The organism is bacterium (assembly GCA_021372515.1).
Lineage (GTDB): Bacteria > Gemmatimonadota > Glassbacteria > GWA2-58-10 > GWA2-58-10 > JAJFUG01.
In genome coordinates this window covers 24,500-41,590 of sequence record JAJFUG010000083.1, presented here as the reverse complement: position 1 = coordinate 41,590, position 17,091 = coordinate 24,500, and the positions used below count along the sequence as shown (strand labels likewise).

At 63.8% G+C, this 17,091-nt stretch carries 16 protein-coding genes; 6 read left to right on the top strand and 10 right to left on the bottom strand.

The features are described 5' to 3' along the window. Window positions 1–8 precede the first annotated feature (8 nt). The 9 genes from LLH00_08690 to lpdA form a co-directional block, all read right to left on the bottom strand. Window positions 9–1,106, bottom strand: coding sequence for an NADH-quinone oxidoreductase subunit H (locus LLH00_08690; protein MCE5271349.1), 1,098 nt, complete (start codon window positions 1,104–1,106; stop codon window positions 9–11). Between the two features lie 27 nt (window positions 1,107–1,133). Continuing rightward, window positions 1,134–2,771 (bottom strand): 2Fe-2S iron-sulfur cluster-binding protein, encoded by a 1,638-nt coding sequence (locus LLH00_08685; protein MCE5271348.1) that lies wholly within the window; start codon window positions 2,769–2,771, stop codon window positions 1,134–1,136. After that, window positions 2,768–4,075 (bottom strand): NADH-quinone oxidoreductase subunit NuoF, encoded by a 1,308-nt coding sequence (gene nuoF / locus LLH00_08680; protein ID MCE5271347.1) that lies wholly within the window; start codon window positions 4,073–4,075, stop codon window positions 2,768–2,770. The genes LLH00_08685 and nuoF overlap by 4 nt, the downstream gene beginning before the upstream one ends. Window positions 4,076–4,078: 3 nt before the next feature. After that, complete coding sequence (nuoE, locus tag LLH00_08675; protein MCE5271346.1) at window positions 4,079–4,564, bottom strand: NADH-quinone oxidoreductase subunit NuoE; 486 nt, start codon at window positions 4,562–4,564, stop codon at window positions 4,079–4,081. Window positions 4,565–4,903: 339 nt separating this feature from the next. Further along, on the bottom strand, window positions 4,904–6,262 hold the full coding sequence (locus LLH00_08670) for an NADH-quinone oxidoreductase subunit D (protein MCE5271345.1): 1,359 nt from the start codon (window positions 6,260–6,262) through the stop codon (window positions 4,904–4,906). 30 nt (window positions 6,263–6,292) lie between these two features. After that, the gene (locus tag LLH00_08665; GenBank protein ID MCE5271344.1) at window positions 6,293–6,784 is read right to left on the bottom strand and encodes an NADH-quinone oxidoreductase subunit C; all 492 of its coding nucleotides are present in this window, start codon (window positions 6,782–6,784) and stop codon (window positions 6,293–6,295) included. A 56-nt stretch (window positions 6,785–6,840) separates the two neighbouring features. Continuing rightward, window positions 6,841–7,317 carry an NADH-quinone oxidoreductase subunit NuoB gene (nuoB, locus tag LLH00_08660; GenBank protein MCE5271343.1) on the bottom strand — a complete coding sequence of 159 codons (477 nt, stop codon included), beginning with the start codon at window positions 7,315–7,317 and terminating at the stop codon, window positions 6,841–6,843. Further along, window positions 7,308–7,664 (bottom strand): NADH-quinone oxidoreductase subunit A, encoded by a 357-nt coding sequence (gene ndhC, locus LLH00_08655; protein MCE5271342.1) that lies wholly within the window; start codon window positions 7,662–7,664, stop codon window positions 7,308–7,310. Before ndhC ends, nuoB begins: the two co-directional genes overlap by 10 nt. A gap of 403 nt (window positions 7,665–8,067) precedes the next feature. Next, window positions 8,068–9,468 carry a dihydrolipoyl dehydrogenase gene (lpdA, locus tag LLH00_08650; GenBank protein MCE5271341.1) on the bottom strand — a complete coding sequence of 467 codons (1,401 nt, stop codon included), beginning with the start codon at window positions 9,466–9,468 and terminating at the stop codon, window positions 8,068–8,070. Between the two features lie 338 nt (window positions 9,469–9,806). Here lpdA and LLH00_08645 point away from each other — a divergent pair, with 338 nt between their 5' ends. From LLH00_08645 to LLH00_08635, 3 genes are read left to right on the top strand one after another with little or no spacing between them, the layout of a single operon-like run. After that, window positions 9,807–10,754 carry an AEC family transporter gene (locus LLH00_08645; GenBank protein MCE5271340.1) on the top strand — a complete coding sequence of 316 codons (948 nt, stop codon included), beginning with the start codon at window positions 9,807–9,809 and terminating at the stop codon, window positions 10,752–10,754. A 25-nt stretch (window positions 10,755–10,779) separates the two neighbouring features. After that, window positions 10,780–12,909: a beta-galactosidase gene (locus tag LLH00_08640; protein MCE5271339.1), complete on the top strand. Its 2,130-nt coding sequence runs from the start codon at window positions 10,780–10,782 to the stop codon at window positions 12,907–12,909. Next, window positions 12,906–13,742: a hypothetical protein gene (locus LLH00_08635; GenBank protein MCE5271338.1), complete on the top strand. Its 837-nt coding sequence runs from the start codon at window positions 12,906–12,908 to the stop codon at window positions 13,740–13,742. The genes LLH00_08640 and LLH00_08635 overlap by 4 nt, the downstream gene beginning before the upstream one ends. A 155-nt stretch (window positions 13,743–13,897) precedes the next feature. Here LLH00_08635 and LLH00_08630 read toward each other — a convergent pair whose 3' ends face one another. Next, window positions 13,898–15,076, bottom strand: a complete 1,179-nt coding sequence (locus LLH00_08630) for a DUF2961 domain-containing protein (protein ID MCE5271337.1) — start codon at window positions 15,074–15,076, stop codon at window positions 13,898–13,900. 305 nt (window positions 15,077–15,381) lie between these two features. Between LLH00_08630 and LLH00_08625 the strand changes: the two genes are divergently transcribed. The 3 genes from LLH00_08625 to LLH00_08615 all read left to right on the top strand — a co-directional run bounded on the left by LLH00_08625 (window position 15,382) and on the right by LLH00_08615 (window position 17,056). Beyond that, window positions 15,382–15,984, top strand: coding sequence for a sigma-70 family RNA polymerase sigma factor (locus LLH00_08625; GenBank protein MCE5271336.1), 603 nt, complete (start codon window positions 15,382–15,384; stop codon window positions 15,982–15,984). Continuing rightward, entirely contained in the window at window positions 15,965–16,360 is a 396-nt protein-coding gene (locus LLH00_08620; protein MCE5271335.1) for a hypothetical protein, read from the top strand. The genes LLH00_08625 and LLH00_08620 overlap by 20 nt, the downstream gene beginning before the upstream one ends. A gap of 117 nt (window positions 16,361–16,477) precedes the next feature. Next, window positions 16,478–17,056, top strand: coding sequence for a PspC domain-containing protein (locus tag LLH00_08615; protein MCE5271334.1), 579 nt, complete (start codon window positions 16,478–16,480; stop codon window positions 17,054–17,056). Window positions 17,057–17,091 lie beyond the last annotated feature (35 nt).

The following is a 17,091-nucleotide window of genomic DNA, read 5'->3' as shown; positions in this document are numbered from 1 at the left end:
GGCGGAACTCAGAGATTCAGCACCGCCAAAACTATCGCGGTGACAATTATGTTGGCAAAGGCCAGCGGCAACAGGAATTTCCAGCCCAGGTGCATGAGCTGGTCGTAGCGGAACCGCGGCAAGGTCCAGCGCACCAGCATCAGCACGTAGATCACGATACAGACCTTGACCGCGAACGCCGCGGCACGGAGCGCCCAGACCAGCCACGCCGCCAGGGGCAGCACGCTCGCCCCGCCGAAAGCTAAACCGCTGTCGGACAGCCAGGGAACCTGCCAGCCGCCCAGGAACAACGTGGTGGCCAGGCAGGCGATGAGTATCTTTTCCACGAAATCGGTGAACATGAACGCACCGAAACGCATGCTCGAGTATTCGAGCTGGAAGCCGATGATCTCGCTCTCGCCCTCGGGCAGGTCGAACGGGATGCGCTTGGTCTCGGCCGTGCCGGCGGTCAGGAAAATGAGGAACGCCAGGGGCTGGACCACAATGCCCCAGAGCGGCAGCCAACCCTGGAAATAGCCGCCCTGCCAGAGAACGATCTGCTGCATGTTAAGGCTGTTGTATACCAGCAGCGGGCCCACCGCCGCGGCGGCCAGGGCCACCTCGTAGCTTATCATCTGGGCCGTGGCGCGCATCGAGCCCAGCAGGGCGTAGTTGTTGTTGCTCGACCAGCCGCCTAACACCACGCCGTATACTGTCATGCCCATCATGGCGAACACGTACAGAATGCCGATCTCCGGGTTGGCGATCTGGAGCGAGAACCCGGCGCCCAGCACCGTGATCGTCGGGGAGAACGGGATCACCGCGAAGCCTAACAGGGCGAAAGTCCAGGCGATAAACGGGGCCAGCACGAACAGGGCGCGGTGCTCCGTACGCGGGATGAACTCCTCTTTCATGAACATCTTAAGGCCGTCAGTCATGATATGGAACAGGCCCAGAAGGCGGAAACCCAGGATGTCCGCGCGGTTGGCGCCGATACGGTCCTGCATCAGGGCGCTCTGCTTGCGCTCGACCCAGGTAAGGAGGCCGCCGAAAGAGAGCACTCCGGTCAGGACCGCCCCGGCTTTGGCCGTATCGATCAGGATTTCGGGCAGCATGTCGGGAAACATCGTGTCAGGCTCCGCAGGAACAGGGGATCACTTTTTCACCGGGCAGCCGGCCGGGCCGATTGACTCGTAGCTCAGGCCGGCCAGTTGCGGGACCGTTTCGGCCAGGCGCTGGAACACCTGCTCCGGCCCCTCGAACTCGTACTCACCGCCCAGGGTCTCGCCCAGACGGCGCAGGATTTCCCAGCCCGGCAGCGATTCGCCCGCTGGGTCGAACGCCCGGCGCTGGAGCTGAATGCGGCCCTCGAAATTGGTCACAGTGCCCTCGCGCTCGGCGAACGTGGCGGCCGGCAGCACAAGGTCGGCCCGCTGCGCGGTGGCACAGTCGTTGTGACCCAGGTAGATCAGGGTGTCCACTTTCTCCAGGGCGGCGTCCCAGCCCTGGCCTGCCTCGCCGGTCAGGCCGGTCAGGTCGGTGTAGCAGACCAGCAGCGTGCCGATACGGCCCTCCAGGGCGGCCCGTTTCAGTTGCGCCAGGTCCATGGACTTGTCCTCGCCCAGGCCCAGAGCCCGCGCCCCGAAGGTGTTGGGGTTCTTGTCGGCGCGGCGCAGAAAGTCATCCTCGGTGGGCTCGAACGGGGTCGCCGCGCTGAACGCGGCCCGCCAGCCGGGAAGGCGCTCATCGCAGACTTTCTTGAGCAGGAACAGCTCCTCGTTGGAGGCCTGGGGCGAGACCAGCACGGCCAGATCACGCTCCTGCGCGGAGGCGGCGGCCAGCATACGCTCGGCGGCTATTGCCAGGGCCGCGGGCCAGTCGATTGTCTCGGACGCTCCATCCACCCGGCGCAGCGGCGCGCTCAGGCGGTCGGGGTCATCGATATACTTGAAGCAGAACCGGCCCTCATCGCAAATCCACCACTTGTTGACCTCGGCGTTGAAACGCGGCTTCAGGCGCACCACCTTGCGGCCCTCGTTCTTCCAGGGACGCTTGATGTTGTAGTGGATGAAGATGTTACAGCCGCGGGAGCAGCGCGGGCAGACCGATTCGGCGGTCTGCTGATACCAGGAACGGGTCTTGAACCGGCTGTCGCGGCTGGTGAGCGCACCAACCGGGCAGATATCGACCACGTTGCCGGCGTAGGGGTTGTCCACCTGACGGCCGGAGAAAGTGTCGATCACCTCGCGGTCGCCGCGCTTGAACATCCCCAGCTCGTGGCTTTTCGAAACCTCGCGGCAGAACCGCACGCAGCGGCTGCACAGAATACAGCGCTCCTGGTCGAGCATGATATTGGGGCCGACCGGGAAAGCTTTCTTGGTCTTGCGGACCTTGTTCTCACGGATGCGCGAGGTGTACAACCCGTGGAGCATGTAGTATTCCTGCAAGCCGCACTCGCCGGCCTGGTCGCAGACCGGGCAGTCGGTGGGGTGGTTGACCAGATGGAACTCCAGGATCGACTTGCGCGCCCGCTTGACCCGCTCGGTGTCCGTGTGCACCACCATGCCCTCGCCCACGGTCATGTAGCAGGAAATCTGGAGCTTGGGAATCTTCTCTATCTCCACCAGGCACATGCGGCAGGCCCCGGCGATGGACAGCCCCGGGTGGTAGCAGTAGTGGGGGATCATGATCCCCACGCTCCTGGCCGCTTCCAGGATCGTGGCGCCCTCGGCGAACTCGTACTCGCGCCCGTCGATGGTGGTTTTCACCATTTTGGTTTCGCCGCCGCTCACCGGGTGGCTCCTTCCGCACCGGGCGAGGCGATCTCGCCCGAGGGGACATACTTGCGCGACAGACGGGCCTCGAACTCGGGCCGGAACTTGCGGATGAAGCTCATCACCGGCAGAGAGGCGGCATCGCCCAGCGGGCAGATCGTGTTGCCGCCGATCATCTCGGCGATGTCGACCAGGTTGTCCAGGTCCTGGCTCGTGCCGTTGCCGCGGTAGACACGCTCCATGATCCGGGTCATCCAGCCGGTGCCCTCGCGGCAGGGGGTGCACTGGCCGCAGGACTCGTTGGAGTAGAACTTGCAAATCCTATAGAGCACCTTGACCAGGTCGGTGTCCTCGTCCATTACGATCATCCCGCCCGAGCCCAGCATGGAGCCCAGCTTGGCCAGGCTGTCGAAATCGAGCGAGACGTCGATCTCAGCCGGGGTGAGCACCGGGCAGGAGCTGCCTCCAGGGATTACGGCCTTGAGTTTCTTTCCGCCTCGGATGCCGCCAGCCAGGTCGTAGATCACCTCGCGCATCGGGGTGCCCAGGGCGCACTCGTAGATACCGGGGCGGTTGACATGCCCGCTCACCCCGAACAGCCGCGCGCCACCGTTGCGCTCGATCCCCACCTTGGCGAACTCTTCCGGCCCGATATCCAGCACCACCGGCACGTAGGAGAGGGTTTCCACATTATTGACCAGGGTGGGGCGGCGGAACAGGCCTTTGACCGCCGGGAACGGGGGCTTGAGCTTGGGCCAGCCCTTGTAGCCCTCCAGGCTGGTCAGAAGGGCGGTTTCCTCGCCGCAGATATAGGCCCCGGCGCCGCGGTGCACGGTCACATGCACGCTGCGTCCGCTGCCCATGATCCTGTCGCCCACGTAGCCGGCTTTCCTGGCCTCGTCCAGGGCGTTTTTCAGCACCCGGTAGGGTTCCCAGTACTCGCCGCGGATGTAGACGAACACCTCATGCGCACCCACGGCCAGGGCCGCGATTGTCAGGCCCTCGATAAGCAGGTGCGGCGCGCGCATGATGATGTGCCGGTCCTTGAACGTGCCCGGCTCCGATTCATCCGCGTTCACCACCAGGTACTTGGGCGGCTCGGCATCCTTGGGCACGAAACCCCATTTCATGCCGGTGGGGAACCCGGCCCCGCCCAGGCCGCGCAGGCTGGAGGCCTTGAGCGTGGCGATTATTTTCTCGCCGGTCCATTCCTCCTCAACTATCCGCCGCAGACGGGAGTAGCCGCCCACGGACTCGAACACCGGGAGCTTCTCGCAGCCCGGGGTCTCGAAATATTTCGTAATCAGCTTGACCTGACCCATCTATCACTCCAGGCTGTCGAGCAGCTCGTCGAGTTTCTGCACAGTGAGGTTTCCGTGAAACTTGTGGTCCACCAGCACCACCGGGGCCATCTCGCAGGCGCCCAGGCACTCCACGGTCCAGAGCGTGAAGCGGCCATCCGCCGTGGTCTGCCCCGGCTCTATCCCCAGGCGCTCCTTGAGGTGCGCCACCAGTCCCTCGGCCCCGCAGAGCATGCAGCTCACGTTGTCGCAGAGCATCAGGTGGTGACGGCCCACTGGCTCCTGGATGTACATGTTGTAGAAAGTGACCACCTCGTGGACATAGCTGGCCGGCAGGTCCATGATGCCTGCGATGTAAGTCTCGGCCTCGGGGCTCACGCACCCGAACTCCTCCAGGGCCATATGTATGACATCGCCCAGCGCGGCCTTGCGGTCCGGAAGACGCTGCATCAGGCTCCGGATCAGTTGCAACTGCTCGTCGCTGAACGCAATCGGCTTATCGGTTTTCATCGTTCTTTCCGTGGAAAGGCGGTGAATGAAAATCGCATTATATTTACAGATTCACCCATTATCGGGACCAGCCGGGCGAACACAAGGTTCGCCCCTACGACAACGCTGGGCAGCACTGTACAGGCCGGCGACCAGCTTCCCCCCTTTAGCAAAGGGGTGGCAGGGGGGATTTAACCCAACAGTACGCCTTATCACCGCTTGGTGCTGCCATCCCCTGTGCAGCAGGCAAACAAGACAGAGGAAAGAGAATGATTAATTCTGCTAAATCCCCCTCAATCCCCCTTTGTCAAAGGGGGAGGTAAGGCCCAAACCTCACCCTGCCACAGTCTTGTCACCCACTCAACGGTCCAACTCACCGGCGATCATGTTGATCGAGCCGAAAGTCGGGATTATGTCGGCCACCATGCCGCCGGTTATCATCTCGTGCAGGGCGGCCATGGGGAAGAAACAGGGCCCGCGGCAATGGGCGCGCCAGGGGCGGCCCTCGCCGTTGGAGACCATATAGAACCCCAATTCGCCGTTGGCCCCCTCCACCGCGTGGTAGGCCTCGCCCTTCGGCGGGCGCACCCCCCAGTAATCCATGATGAGCATGAAATGGCCCATCAGGCCCTCGATGTTGCCGTAGGTCTCCTCCTTGGGCGGCAGCATCATGCGACGGTCGGTGCTGCGGCTCACCCCGGCGGCGGTGACCCGGTCGGTCCCGTCCAGGGTGAGGTCCACCCTGGCCTTGGAGCCCACATTGTCCGCCACGCGGGCGCGCTTGAACTCCTCCACCATCTGCGCCCCGGTCAGCTCGCGGCCGTATGGGTCCACGGCCACCGCCCCGGCGGGCATCCTGTCCAGGGCCTGGAGGATGATGCTTATGCTCTGGCGCATCTCCTCCATGCGCACCAGATAGCGCGCGTAGTTGTCGCCGTCCTCCACCACCGGCACCTCGAAATCGAGCTGGTCGTAGACCAGATAGGGCTTCACCCGCCGGATGTCGTAGGGCACGCCCACGGCGCGGATCAGGGGCCCCGTGATCCCGTAGGACAGCGCACGTTCGCGGCTCAACACCCCGATGTCCTTGGTGCGGTCGAAGAAGATACGGTTGCGGGTGAGGAGCTTGTCCACCTCGTCGATCACCTCGCGCACCTGACCCAGCACCTTTTTGGCTTTCCCGGCGAAACCCTCGGGCAGATCGGCTTTCACGCCGCCGATACGGATGTAGGTGGCCATGATCCGTCCGCCGGAGACCCACTCGATCAGGTCGTAGAGGTACTCGCGGGCTTTCATGAAATAGAGGAACGCGGTCATCGCGCCCAGCTCCATGGCCGAGGCGCCGATGCAGGTGAGATGGTCGACTATGCGGGCGATCTCGGAGACCACCACGCGCACGTACTGGCAGCGCTCGGGCACGGTCACGCCGAACAGCTTCTCGGCGGCCATGGCCCAGCCCACGTTGTTGAGCATCGAGCTGACATAGTTCAGGCGGTCGGTGTAGGGGAAGGCCATGGTCCAGCTCACGTTCTCCACGTCCTTCTCGAAACAGCGGTGCAGGTAGCCGATCTCCACCTCGGCCGAGCGCACGATCTCGCCCTCCAGAGCGGTGACAATGCGGATCACCCCGTGCATGGCCGGGTGGGAGGGACCCACGTTGAGCAGCATGCTCTCGCTGCGTAGTTGGCCTGTGGTCTGGCTGCTGTCCGTGTCGCTCATGCTCGGGTCATCTTTCCGTAGAATCTTTTCTCAGTTTTTCGGGCCGATCAGCGGCTGACGGCGATTGATCGGGTAGTCCTTGCGCAGCGGGTGGCCGACAAAGGAGTCGTACATCAGCAGGCGCTTGAGGTTCGGGTGGCCCTCGAACACCACGCCGAACATGTCCCAGCACTCGCGCTCCAGCCAGTCGGCCACCGGGTAGAGGTCGCTGAGCGTGGCCACGCGGCAGTCCTCCTCCGGCACGGTCACCTTGAGGCGCAGCCTCTCGTTGCGCTCCAGACTGTGCACCTGGTAGACCACCTCGAAACGCGGCTTGCGGGGAAGGTAATCCACACCGCACAAGTCGATCAGCATGTTGAAATCCAGCTCGGACGTGTCGCGCAGGAAGGCCACGATCTCGTGCAGGCTGTCGCGAGTCACCACGGCCACCAGATCGCCCTTGTCCTGTCCGGACTCGATAACCGCCGCGCCGAAACGGGCGGTCAGGCTGGCGAGCGTGCTGTTTTCAACCGGTTCGAGCATCCGTTCAATTCCGTGAATGATTGTTTATAACGCCGGCATATCGTTCAACCGGCGGTTCAGTATTCCTGTTTCTGTCTGGCGATCTTTTCCTGCAGCAGCATCATGCCCTGGATCACGGTCTCGGGCCGCGGCGGGCAGCCGGGGATGTAGACATCCACGGGGATGATCGTGTCGATCCCCTGGACCGTGGCGTAGTTGTCGTAGAACCCGCCGGTGCAGGTGCAGACCCCGAACGCGATGACCCACTTGGGCTCGCACATCTGGTCGTAGACCCGTCGCAGCACCGGGGCGATCTTGTGGCTGATCGTGCCCACCACGAACAGCAGGTCGGCCTGACGGGGGGTGAAACGCGGGAAAGCCATGCCGAAACGGTCGAGGTCGTAGTGCGAGCTGGAGAGCGACATGTACTCCATGCCGCAGCAGGCAGTGACAAAGGGGTAGGGGAACACCGAGTACTTGCGCGCCCAGCCCACCACCTTGTCCAGGCGCGAGGTGACCCAGTTTTCGCCGCCAAGCATCGGTTTCAGCGCCATTCCATGCCCCCTTTCAGCCACTCGTAGAGCAGGGCGAAAGTGAGCAGGAACAGGAAGATCAGCACGGCCAGCAGGCCATAGGCGCCCACCGCGTTGCGCGCGGCGATCCAGGGATAGAGGAACACCACCTCGATGTCGAAGACGATGAACAGGATCGCGGTGACATAGAAATGCACCGGGAACGGTCGTCCCGGCTCCTCGAACGGCGCCCGCCCGCACTCGAACGGGGTTTCCTTGGTCTTGTCGGTCCGGGGCCTGGGGCCGCAGAGCGCGGCCAGGCCCAAGGCGGCCCCGACCATCACCGCGGCGATAACGATTGTGATGACTACTGGAATGAAACTCTGCATCTGGAGCGCCTGGTATCCTTGTGGCAAGGGGTTCAGAGGCCGGTGCGAATTAATTTATTTTACAGTTTGGCCGCACCTTTGTCCAGTAAAAAACCCGGCATTCTTCCGGCTGTTTAACTACCGGGCATTTGCCGGGGTTACGTAAAGTCTTCAACACAATATGCTATTCCATCCCTACTAAGTTGCATTTAGCTGTCTTTTCAATCGAAACTGATTCCGCCCCACCTGCTATGGGCTAAAACAGCCAACTCCTGCGTAGGGCGGGTATTAAACCCGCCCCTGCATTTGATTCTTGGAGGTTTCCTATGTGACAGGCTCCTGCGCCTGCCCTGACCTGTTCGGGCGGCCACAGGGGGCCGCCCCTACGGTAGTTATCCTCGGGCGGTGCGGGCGCAAATCGATGTCAGATGTGTATCGCCTGCCCCAGACAGTCGGCGGCGGCCTCGGCCACGGCCTCCGAGAACGTGGGGTGCGGATGGACCGCCCGGTGCAGGGCGGCGGCATCCAGGTCGAGCCAGCGGGCCAGCGACAGCTCGGGGATCAGCTCCGTGGCCTCCGGGCCGATCAGGTGTGCTCCCAGCAGCTTTCCGGTTCCGGAGTCGATCACCAGCTTGGCGAACCCATCCGTGTTGCCCGAGGCCAGGGCCTTGCCCAGGGGCCGGAACGGGAACCGTCCCACGCGCACCTTGAACCCGGCCGCCTCGGCCTTTTTTTCGGTCAGGCCGATGCTGGCCACCTGCGGCTCGCAGTAGATCGCGCCGGGGATAAGGCCGGGCGCGGGGCGGAGGGCCGGGAGACCGCAGAGGGAGTCCACCGCCACCAGGGCCTCCCGCGAGGCGGCATGGGCCAGGAGCGGCGCGCCGATGCAATCGCCGATGGCGCTCACCCCCTTGGCAGCGGTGCGGCAAGTGTCATCCACCCGGATGAACCCGCGTTCGGTCTCCACCCCCGCAGCCTCCAGCCCGATCCCCTCGGTGTTGGCGGCCACGCCCACGGCCAGGAGCACTTTCTCAGTATCTATCTCCGTGCTGCCGGAGGCGGACTCCACAGTCACCCGGCAGAGGCCGCCCTCGCGGCTCAGGCTGGTCACTTTCGCTCCGGTGATGAACTTGATCCCGCGCTTGGTGAATATCCTGTGCAGCTCCTCGCTCACCTCCTCATCCTCCAGCGGCAGGATACGCTCCAGCAGCTCGACCACGGTCACGGTGACGCCGAAAGAGTTCAGCATGTAGGCGAACTCGATCCCGATAGCGCCGGCGCCCACGATCAGGACCGAGCGGGGCAGCTCGGGAAGGGCCAGGGCCTCGCGGCTGGTGATCACGCTGGTCCGGTCGATCTCCAGGCCCGGCACGGCCCGGGGATGGCCGCCCACGGCCAGGATTATATCCTTGGCTGCGAGTTCCAGCTCTCCGTTTTCACCTTTCACTCCCATCTTGCCGCGGCCCAGCAGTTCGCCCCGGCCCTCGACCACCGTGATCCCATTCTTTTTCATCAGGTAATTCACGCCGCGGCGGGTGCGGTCGGCCACCTGACGGCTGCGCTTGACTATGGCGCTCCAATCGAAACCCGGCTCTGCGACTTTCAGCCCGAAGTCCCCGGCGCGCAGGATATCCTGGTAAAGCTGGGCGCTGCGCAGGAGTGCTTTGCTGGGCACGCAGCCCCAGTTGAGGCAGACCCCGCCCAGGGCCTCCCGCTCGACCAGGGCCACGCTGCGGCCGAGCTGGGCGGCGCGGATAGCGGCCACGTAGCCGCCGGGGCCACCGCCCAGGACCAGAATATCGAAGCTGCTCTGTACGTCTGACATGGCGACTCCAATTACGGACAAATTGTTTTCTGTGTCGGGTCGAGTCCGGCCTGCCGTTCTCCGGTGGCGCCCATCGGCCAGTCGCTTCCGGAAGCGCACTCTATTTAGTATGAAAATGAGCCGGTCGTGTCAATTGTTTTGCCGCGTGAGTGGCTGAAATCTCGGTGCTGCCCGTGATCGGGAGCGGCCCGCCACGGTGTGGCGCCGGCCGAGCGACTTGAATAAATCGACGTAAATGGCTATCTTTTTAGCTTGTCCGGTACGACTCCGTCGGGTGCCGGCCCACGGAGAAGCCCTGATCTGAAAAAGAGTGCAAAACGGAGCGAAGATTGATTGCTGTGATCGGTAAATCCTTTCTGGCCACCCTCGCGGCGCTGATCCAGATCGCCCTGGTGATCGGGGCCTCGGCGTTCCTGGTACGGCGAAAGGTGTTCGACGAGAACCACATCCGGGCCCTGAGCGGAATTGTGGTCAATCTGTCCCTGCCCTGCCTGATATTCGGCAGCATCATGCGCGATTTCAACGTGGCCGAGTACCACGACTGGTGGAAATTTCCCCTGCTGGGTATCTTGACCGTGGTGTTCGTCCTGCCTCCCTCCTGGCTGATTTTCCGCGACCAGCACGAGCACGGACGGGCCCTGAGCGCCCTGACCACGTTCCAGAACGCGGGCTATCTGGTGCTGCCGATCGGCGAGATACTGTTCCCGGACCAGTTCCACCGGTTTTCGATCTACCTGTTCCTGCTGCTTCTGACCTACAACCCGCTGCTCTGGAGCATCGGCAGCTACCTGATCTCGCACCGCAAGGGCAACCGTCTGCGCCCGGGCCAGCTGATCACTGTCCCGTTCGTGGCGACCCTGGCCGCGATGTTCATGGTGTTTACCGGCCTGCGGGTCTGGTTCCCGACGATCATACTCAGCCCGGTGGAGATGATCGGGCGCTCCTGCGTGCCGCTGGCCACGGTGGTGCTTGGCCTGACCATCGGCTCGCTGCACGTGCAGCGGATGCCCTCGGTGTTCAACATCACGCGGGTGGCGCTGATCAAGCTGGTGGCCATTCCCTTGGTAATGTTCGCGGTGCTGAAATACACCTCTTTCAGCAGCGGGCCGCTGGAGAGTTCGTTCTGGATGCTGGAGATGTCCTCGCCGCCGGCGACCGGGCTGGCGCTGCAGGCCGTGCATTTCGGCGGAGATGAGCACCTGGTCTGCGGGGTGCTGGTGATCTCCTATCTGATCGCGCTTCTGACCATGCCGCTGTTTTTCAGCCTGACGCAGGTTCTACTCTGAGCCGCAGAGGGGACGGGTTCGAGCCGTGAATGCCCTGACCAGGATAAGCCGGAGGGACTTTCTGACCGCCCTGGGAGTACTCCCGGCAGGGGGCGCGATCCTGCTTGCCAGCGCCTGCCGCGGACGGGGCGGCGGGATCGAGGTGGGGCGGGACGGGTTTGTGATCGACAGCCGTGTGTATCCTCTCTACAGCGGGACAGTGCACTACTGGTGCCACGAGCCGGCGCGCTGGCCCGAGCTTCTGGACAACCTGTCCCGTCTGGGGCTGATCACCCTGAGAGTGGACATTCCCTGGTCACTGCACGAGCGCGCGCAGGGCGGATTCGATTTCGGCTCCGGGCGGGCGGAGCTTGACCTGGACTCTTTCCTCAAGCAGGCCGCCACGCGAGGTATGAGAGTGCTGGCCCGTCCCGGACCGTTCCAGGGCCACGAGGTCCAGGACAACGGCATCCCGCGCCGCGTGCTGTTCGACCCGCGGGTGCCGGCTCGCGGCAGCGACGGCAACATGGAGATACATTTCGGACGCAACGGGCAGTACCCGCTGCCGAGCTGTTTCAGCCAGGCTTTCGAGGACGAGGTCGGGTCCTGGTTCGACCTGGTGGGGCAGCTTCTCAAGCGCCACCTTTGCAGCGCAGGCGGTCCGGTGATCGGGGTGCAGGTGGATGACGGCGCCGGCCTTTTCATACACTCGCGCTACGTTTACAGCCTCGACTACAGCCTTCCCGCCCTGGACAGCTACCGTAGCTGGCTGGCCGGCCTCTACACCGACATCGAAGAGCTGAACAACGCCTACGGCAGCGACTACCCCTCGTTCGAGTCCGTGGAGCCGCCGCGGCGCTTCGAGGCCGAGAACCCGCACGAACTGCCCCGCCATCTCGACTGGGTGGAATTCCGCGAGGTCTCCATCGCCCGTCACCTCGACCGTCTGGCCAGCATGCTGGTCAAGCGCGGGGTGGAGGGCGTGCCGGTGTTCGCCGCCCTGCCCTCGGGTTTCCGCGCTCCGTTCAACCCGGAAGCGGTCGAGAGTTCGCATGACATCGCTTTCGCCGGGTTCGACAACTCCGGCTCCGGGACGCTGGATTACCTCACCGAGCGGCGCAGCGCAAAGATGGCCTCCGGGATCAGCCGTTACCCGTTCCACTCGGGTTTCACTCTCGGCGCAGCTCTGGAGAACGCCAATGTCCCACTCACTCCGGAGGAGTTCGAGTTCCTGGCCCTGACCGCTGTGATGCAGGGTCTGCGGGGATTGAATTTTCATCTTGCGGCCGAGGCGGACAACTGGACCGGCGGGGCTTTCACCCGGGACTGCCGGGTGCGCGGGGAGTACTGCGAGCCGTTGCGCCGGGTCGTTCGCTTTCTGCGCGAGAGCCGCTTCCAGGATTATTCCAAGCAGGCCGAGACTATCGTGCTGTTCAACCGCGGCCTGGACCGTCTGAGCGCCGCCCTGGAACACCGCCGCGACATGGCCGGCCTGGACCTGGGCGGGGAGGTGTTCAACGAGACCGCGGACCTGGGCCTTCTCAACTCGCCCGAGACCTGCACGCTCTGGCTGGACCAGGCTACGGAACTGATGCGCGAGGTGGGTTTCGACTGGGATTGCGGCGATTCTGCCATCTCCGCCGAGCGGCTCTGCTGCTACAAGGTGGCGATCCTCTCTTGCAGCGATTATCTCGACCGGCGGGAGATCGAGACCCTGCGGGCGTTCGTGTCCAAAGGCGGGGCGCTGGTGTTCGGGCCGGGACGGCCTTATCTGGACCAGAGCATGCACCGCAACCTTCAGGTGGAGAACTTTTTCGCCGGTGCGATGCCTCTGGCCGACTATCTGGCCCCGGCCGGACGAACCCAGGCGGCCAATCTCAGCCTGATCCAGATGGAAAGCCCGCACGAGGTGGGCCGCCTGATTAAGACCCTGGGCATCTCGCCCCGTTTTACCCGGGCGAACACGAGCCTGGACCTGTCGTTTTTCCAGAACCTGGAGGGCGCGGGTCTTCTTTTCGTGGCCAACAGCAGCGACCGCCCGCAGCACAGCGACATTTTCTTCCAGGGCCTCCTGACTGTCACCCCGTACGGCCGGGCGGAGGCCTCTGTCATGGAGGGAAGCCTCAGAGTGGAGCTGGCGCCGCGCAGCCTCGCAATCTGGGAGGTGCGCCCGTGATCTCGCCCCGGATGACAGTCAGGGAAATCGACCCGCGCGGTTGGAGCGCCTATGTCGGTTATCTGCAGAAAATCTCGCAGCGGGCCCCCCAGGCGGTGCTCTGGCACGAGGACGGCATCCCGCGGCGGTTCGTGCTGGACGGGGAGGCGCGACAGTTCGGGCTTTCCCGTATCACGGACGCCCGGATCAGCGCCCGGCTGATCTACGACAACAACAGCTACCGGGTCCGTCGTGTGATTATCACCGACCGCGACAGCTACGACAACCTCTGCGCGGCCCAGAACCTCACCCCGGCCCCGGATGAGGGACGCTATGCTTTCCTGGCGCGGGTGATCGAAGCGGTCAAAGCCTGTCAGAACGAGAAATTCGGGATATACCCGGAACTCAGCCTCGACCGCGGGCCGGTCGGGTTTCAGGCCATGAGCGATTTCCTGCGGCAGAACATGAGCGTGGCGGGGACTTTCCTGCTCTCGGTCTTTGCGGAGGAGAACCTGTCGTTCAGCCTGATCGCATCGGTGGAACAGGGCGAAGTGACCCTGGTCACCAGCCTGGACCGCTACGCCGGTAGCTGGGCTGCGGTCGATTTTTCGGCCGAGAGCCTGGACCGCGCCGCGGAGATGATCTCGGGCGAGTTGGGCCCTCTGGCCGGGGGACTGTTCATCCAGGAGCGCGATTTCACCCGTCTGTTCGACGGCGCCGGGCACGCCGAGTTCCCCTCGGCGCTGATTCTGGGGGGACTGGCTTTCGGCTACTCCCAGCTACCCGGAGTGGTCGAGAACACACTGCTCCACACGGCCGGGCTTTTCGCCTACGCTCCGGACTGGGCCTACTGAGCGGGCCTGGGGTGCGGGGGGGGCCGCGCCGCCGCCGTGAAACGGCGGGCGGCTGCGCACGCGGCGCCTCCGGCGCCCGGCGCGGCCCCCAGTCCGCGGCCCGAGTCTCCTGACCGTACCTAAACCTCCCGCAAACCGCATCGCACACTCCGCAATCACGGCTTGGGCGGCAGAAGAAGGTCTTTCATGCGCGAGGCGTAGGGCTCCAGCGGCCCCCACTTGGGCGAGGGCAGGCTCTGGTACCAGTAGGCCGTGGCGCAGACATCCTGCGGCGCCTCGAAATTCCGCCAGATATCCTCGCTGTAATCCGCCGGGTTGAAAGGCTTATGCGTGTCGACCATCTCCGGATAATTCTCCGGGCTCACTTTCTCTTTTAGCTGCTCGGTCATGGCGCCTTGCATCTGCTGAAGGTCGACCTGGATTTCTTTCTGGAAATACACCGGGTCTGGCACGTGGAAGCGGTAGAACCCCCAGACCCCGTTACCGCCGTCACCCAGAAGGCAGCCCTGGTAGAGGTGGTTGAACGGCCCCAGGCCCCAGGCGCTTCCCAGCAGGTCCTCGGTGCCGGTTCCCACCAGGGTGGGATACTCGCGGTCGCCGTCCAGGTAGATTTTCATCTCGCCCTCGCCGAACCATGTCGGCTGGCCGAACTGCCCGATAGCGCGCACCCCCACGTTGCAGCCCAGGTACCGTCCGCGGCCCTCGACCCGCGGCAGGATCTGGAAATCCTTCTTGGGCGTGGTGGGGTTCTCACGACGGTAGCGGGCGTGGAAATAGCAGAAATCCGCGGGCAGATTGTCGCCCACGGTGCAGTCGATGTCGTAGAACAGCGAGCCGGCGCTCTCGGGGGCCTGGTTTTCGATCGTGACCCGGGCGTGTGTCTTGAACGGCATGGGGACAAAGCAGTTGAAAGAGCGGCCCTCCGGATTGGAGAACAGGGCGCTCTCGAACGCCGCCTGACGGGCGAACGGGATGCCGAAGAAATCCTGCAGCGGGGCCTCGACCGAGGGGTAGTCCTGGTCCTCCCAATAGATACGCAGCACCAGGCCGCGCAGGTTCTCCGGCTTGTTGCGCACAGTCATCCAGATACGGCGGATGATGCCCGGTCCCTGGATGTCGGCCAGGGTGACAGTCTCGCCCGAGGCGATCTCGCGGGCCGCCGCGCCCTTGCGGGTCTGGTTTGTCTGTCCGCCCGCGCCTTTGGCTGCGGTGGGGTTCTCGAAAGAATACCAGCGCGTGCTGACCCCGGCGGGCGCCTGGAACAGCTCCTCTGCCGCGAGGGATGAGAGGGTCAGAAAGAGCAGTAGGATCAGGCTGACAGTCAAACGGTTCATGGCTTTTCTCCCTGGAATGGGTGGTGGAGGAACGGCGGCCTGGTTAGCCTCTGGGAAATGTAAACGGCTCGTGCCTCTGGTTCAACGGTAACTTTTTCTGCGGGTTGTCTGTCAATCTGTCTTGTCGTGGTGGGATAATTCTGATATTATTTCCCCAATGCTGAAACAGGAAAAACTGCTTAATAATTGAACCGTCGGCCAGTTCCCCGAGTCTGATTGTTTGGAAGATGAAACTCGGGGTTCCGGCTGGCGGGTGCGCGTAGGAGCAATGACAGGCCGGAGACAGAAACTACAAGGACCTGCGGATGGAAAGTCCCCTGGCCGGGGCGATAATAGAGGATGAAACCGCCCTGGTGGACAGACTTCAGTCTGGTGACCCCGAGGCCATCGACGAGGTGGTGGATGCGTTCAGCAAGCCGCTGTACGCTTTCATCATGCGGCTGGTGGGCGACAGCGCCACGGCTGAGGACATATTTCAGGAGACCTGGATCCGGGTGATCCGGCATATCGGTGGGTTCAGACGGCAGGCGCGCTTTTCGACCTGGCTGTTCCAGATAGCCTTGAACCAGAGCCGCAGCTCGATGCGGCGCTCCTCCAGCCGGGAATATGTGGCCTTGGAGGATGCTCCCGAGCTGTCTCAGGATCCGGATGTGGATGCCGAGTCGATCCTGCGGGCCGAGAAGGTGCGCAAGATCGTGGACAGCCTGCCGCCCAAGATGCGGGAAGTGGTGGTGCTGAGGTTCTACAACGAGAAGAGTGAGCAGGAGATTGCCGAAATTATCGATTGTCCGCTGGGCACGGTCAAGAGCCGCCTGCACCGCGCGATGATCTTCCTCAAGGAAAAGATGGACGGTTTCAACCCGTCGGAGTATGCCACGGAGGCTGAGGATGAAAACGAATTTGAATGATGCGGATGTCCAGAGGATACTGTCCGCCTACCGGGTGCCCGGTCCGCGCGCCTCGCTGCTGGAGGCGACCAAGCGCCTGATGCGCGAGGAGCTGCTGTACAGCGCCTCCCGGGCCGAGTCGGCCGCGCCGGCCTCGGCACGGACAGTGATGCTGATCGCCGGGCTGGCGGTGGTGCTCACGATGAACCTGTTCTACACGTTCGCCGTGGGCACGGTGCTGCGGTTCACCCTGCCGGCCGCCTGGACCGTGTATGTCACCCGCTCGCTGTTCTGGATGCCGCTGGCCGGTGTGTCTCTCCTTATCGGGACACTGCTGGTGGTGACGTTCAAGCTGTTGCAGCCGCGGGCTGTCCCAGCGAGGGAGCGGCAATCCTGAGCCGGACTGGAGCGGAATAATATCGCATTCCGCTGCGCGGACGTAGAGCTTTCGCAAGGTGTCCCGGCGCGGCGGTGTGTCAGGAACATGACTGTAAACCAAAGCAAGGAGAGAGAGATGGAAGATAACGGGATGAAAAAGTGCCCCTACTGCGCCGAGATGATCCGGGTCGAGGCGATTAAGTGCCGCTACTGCGGAAGTATGCTCAGCCACAAGCCGAGCGTGGCGCAGGCCGATTCCAACGGCGGCTACTGGCGACGGGTGAGCCAGGGCAAGAAAATTGCCGGGGTCTGCACCGGCCTGGCCCAGCAGTTCGAATCCCCGGTGCTGATCCTGCCGCTGCGCGTGCTGTTTGTGGTGACCACGCTGTTTTACGGGTTCGGTCTGGTGCTGTATATCGTGCTCTGGCTCCTGATGCCGCCCCCGCTGAATGTGGAAAGCCCGGCGTCGGACAAAGGCGCGGACAGCCAGGCGCAGCAGTATGCCACGCCCGCTACCGCCTACAACCATAGCGCACCGCCCCCGGTGGCCAGCTATCCCGGCCGCAGCGATTCCGCCGCCCCCGAGGTGGTGGCGCCCGGCCGCAAAGAGCCCAAGTACAAGAACCCCGCGGCCGAGAAAGCCCCGGAGGAATCATCGTCCGCCGGCACTATCGACCTGAGTCAGCCGGGTAGTGACGCCGAGCAGGAAAAGTAAACCGCCCGAAACCCGCGGCTGCGGGTTCCGGGCGG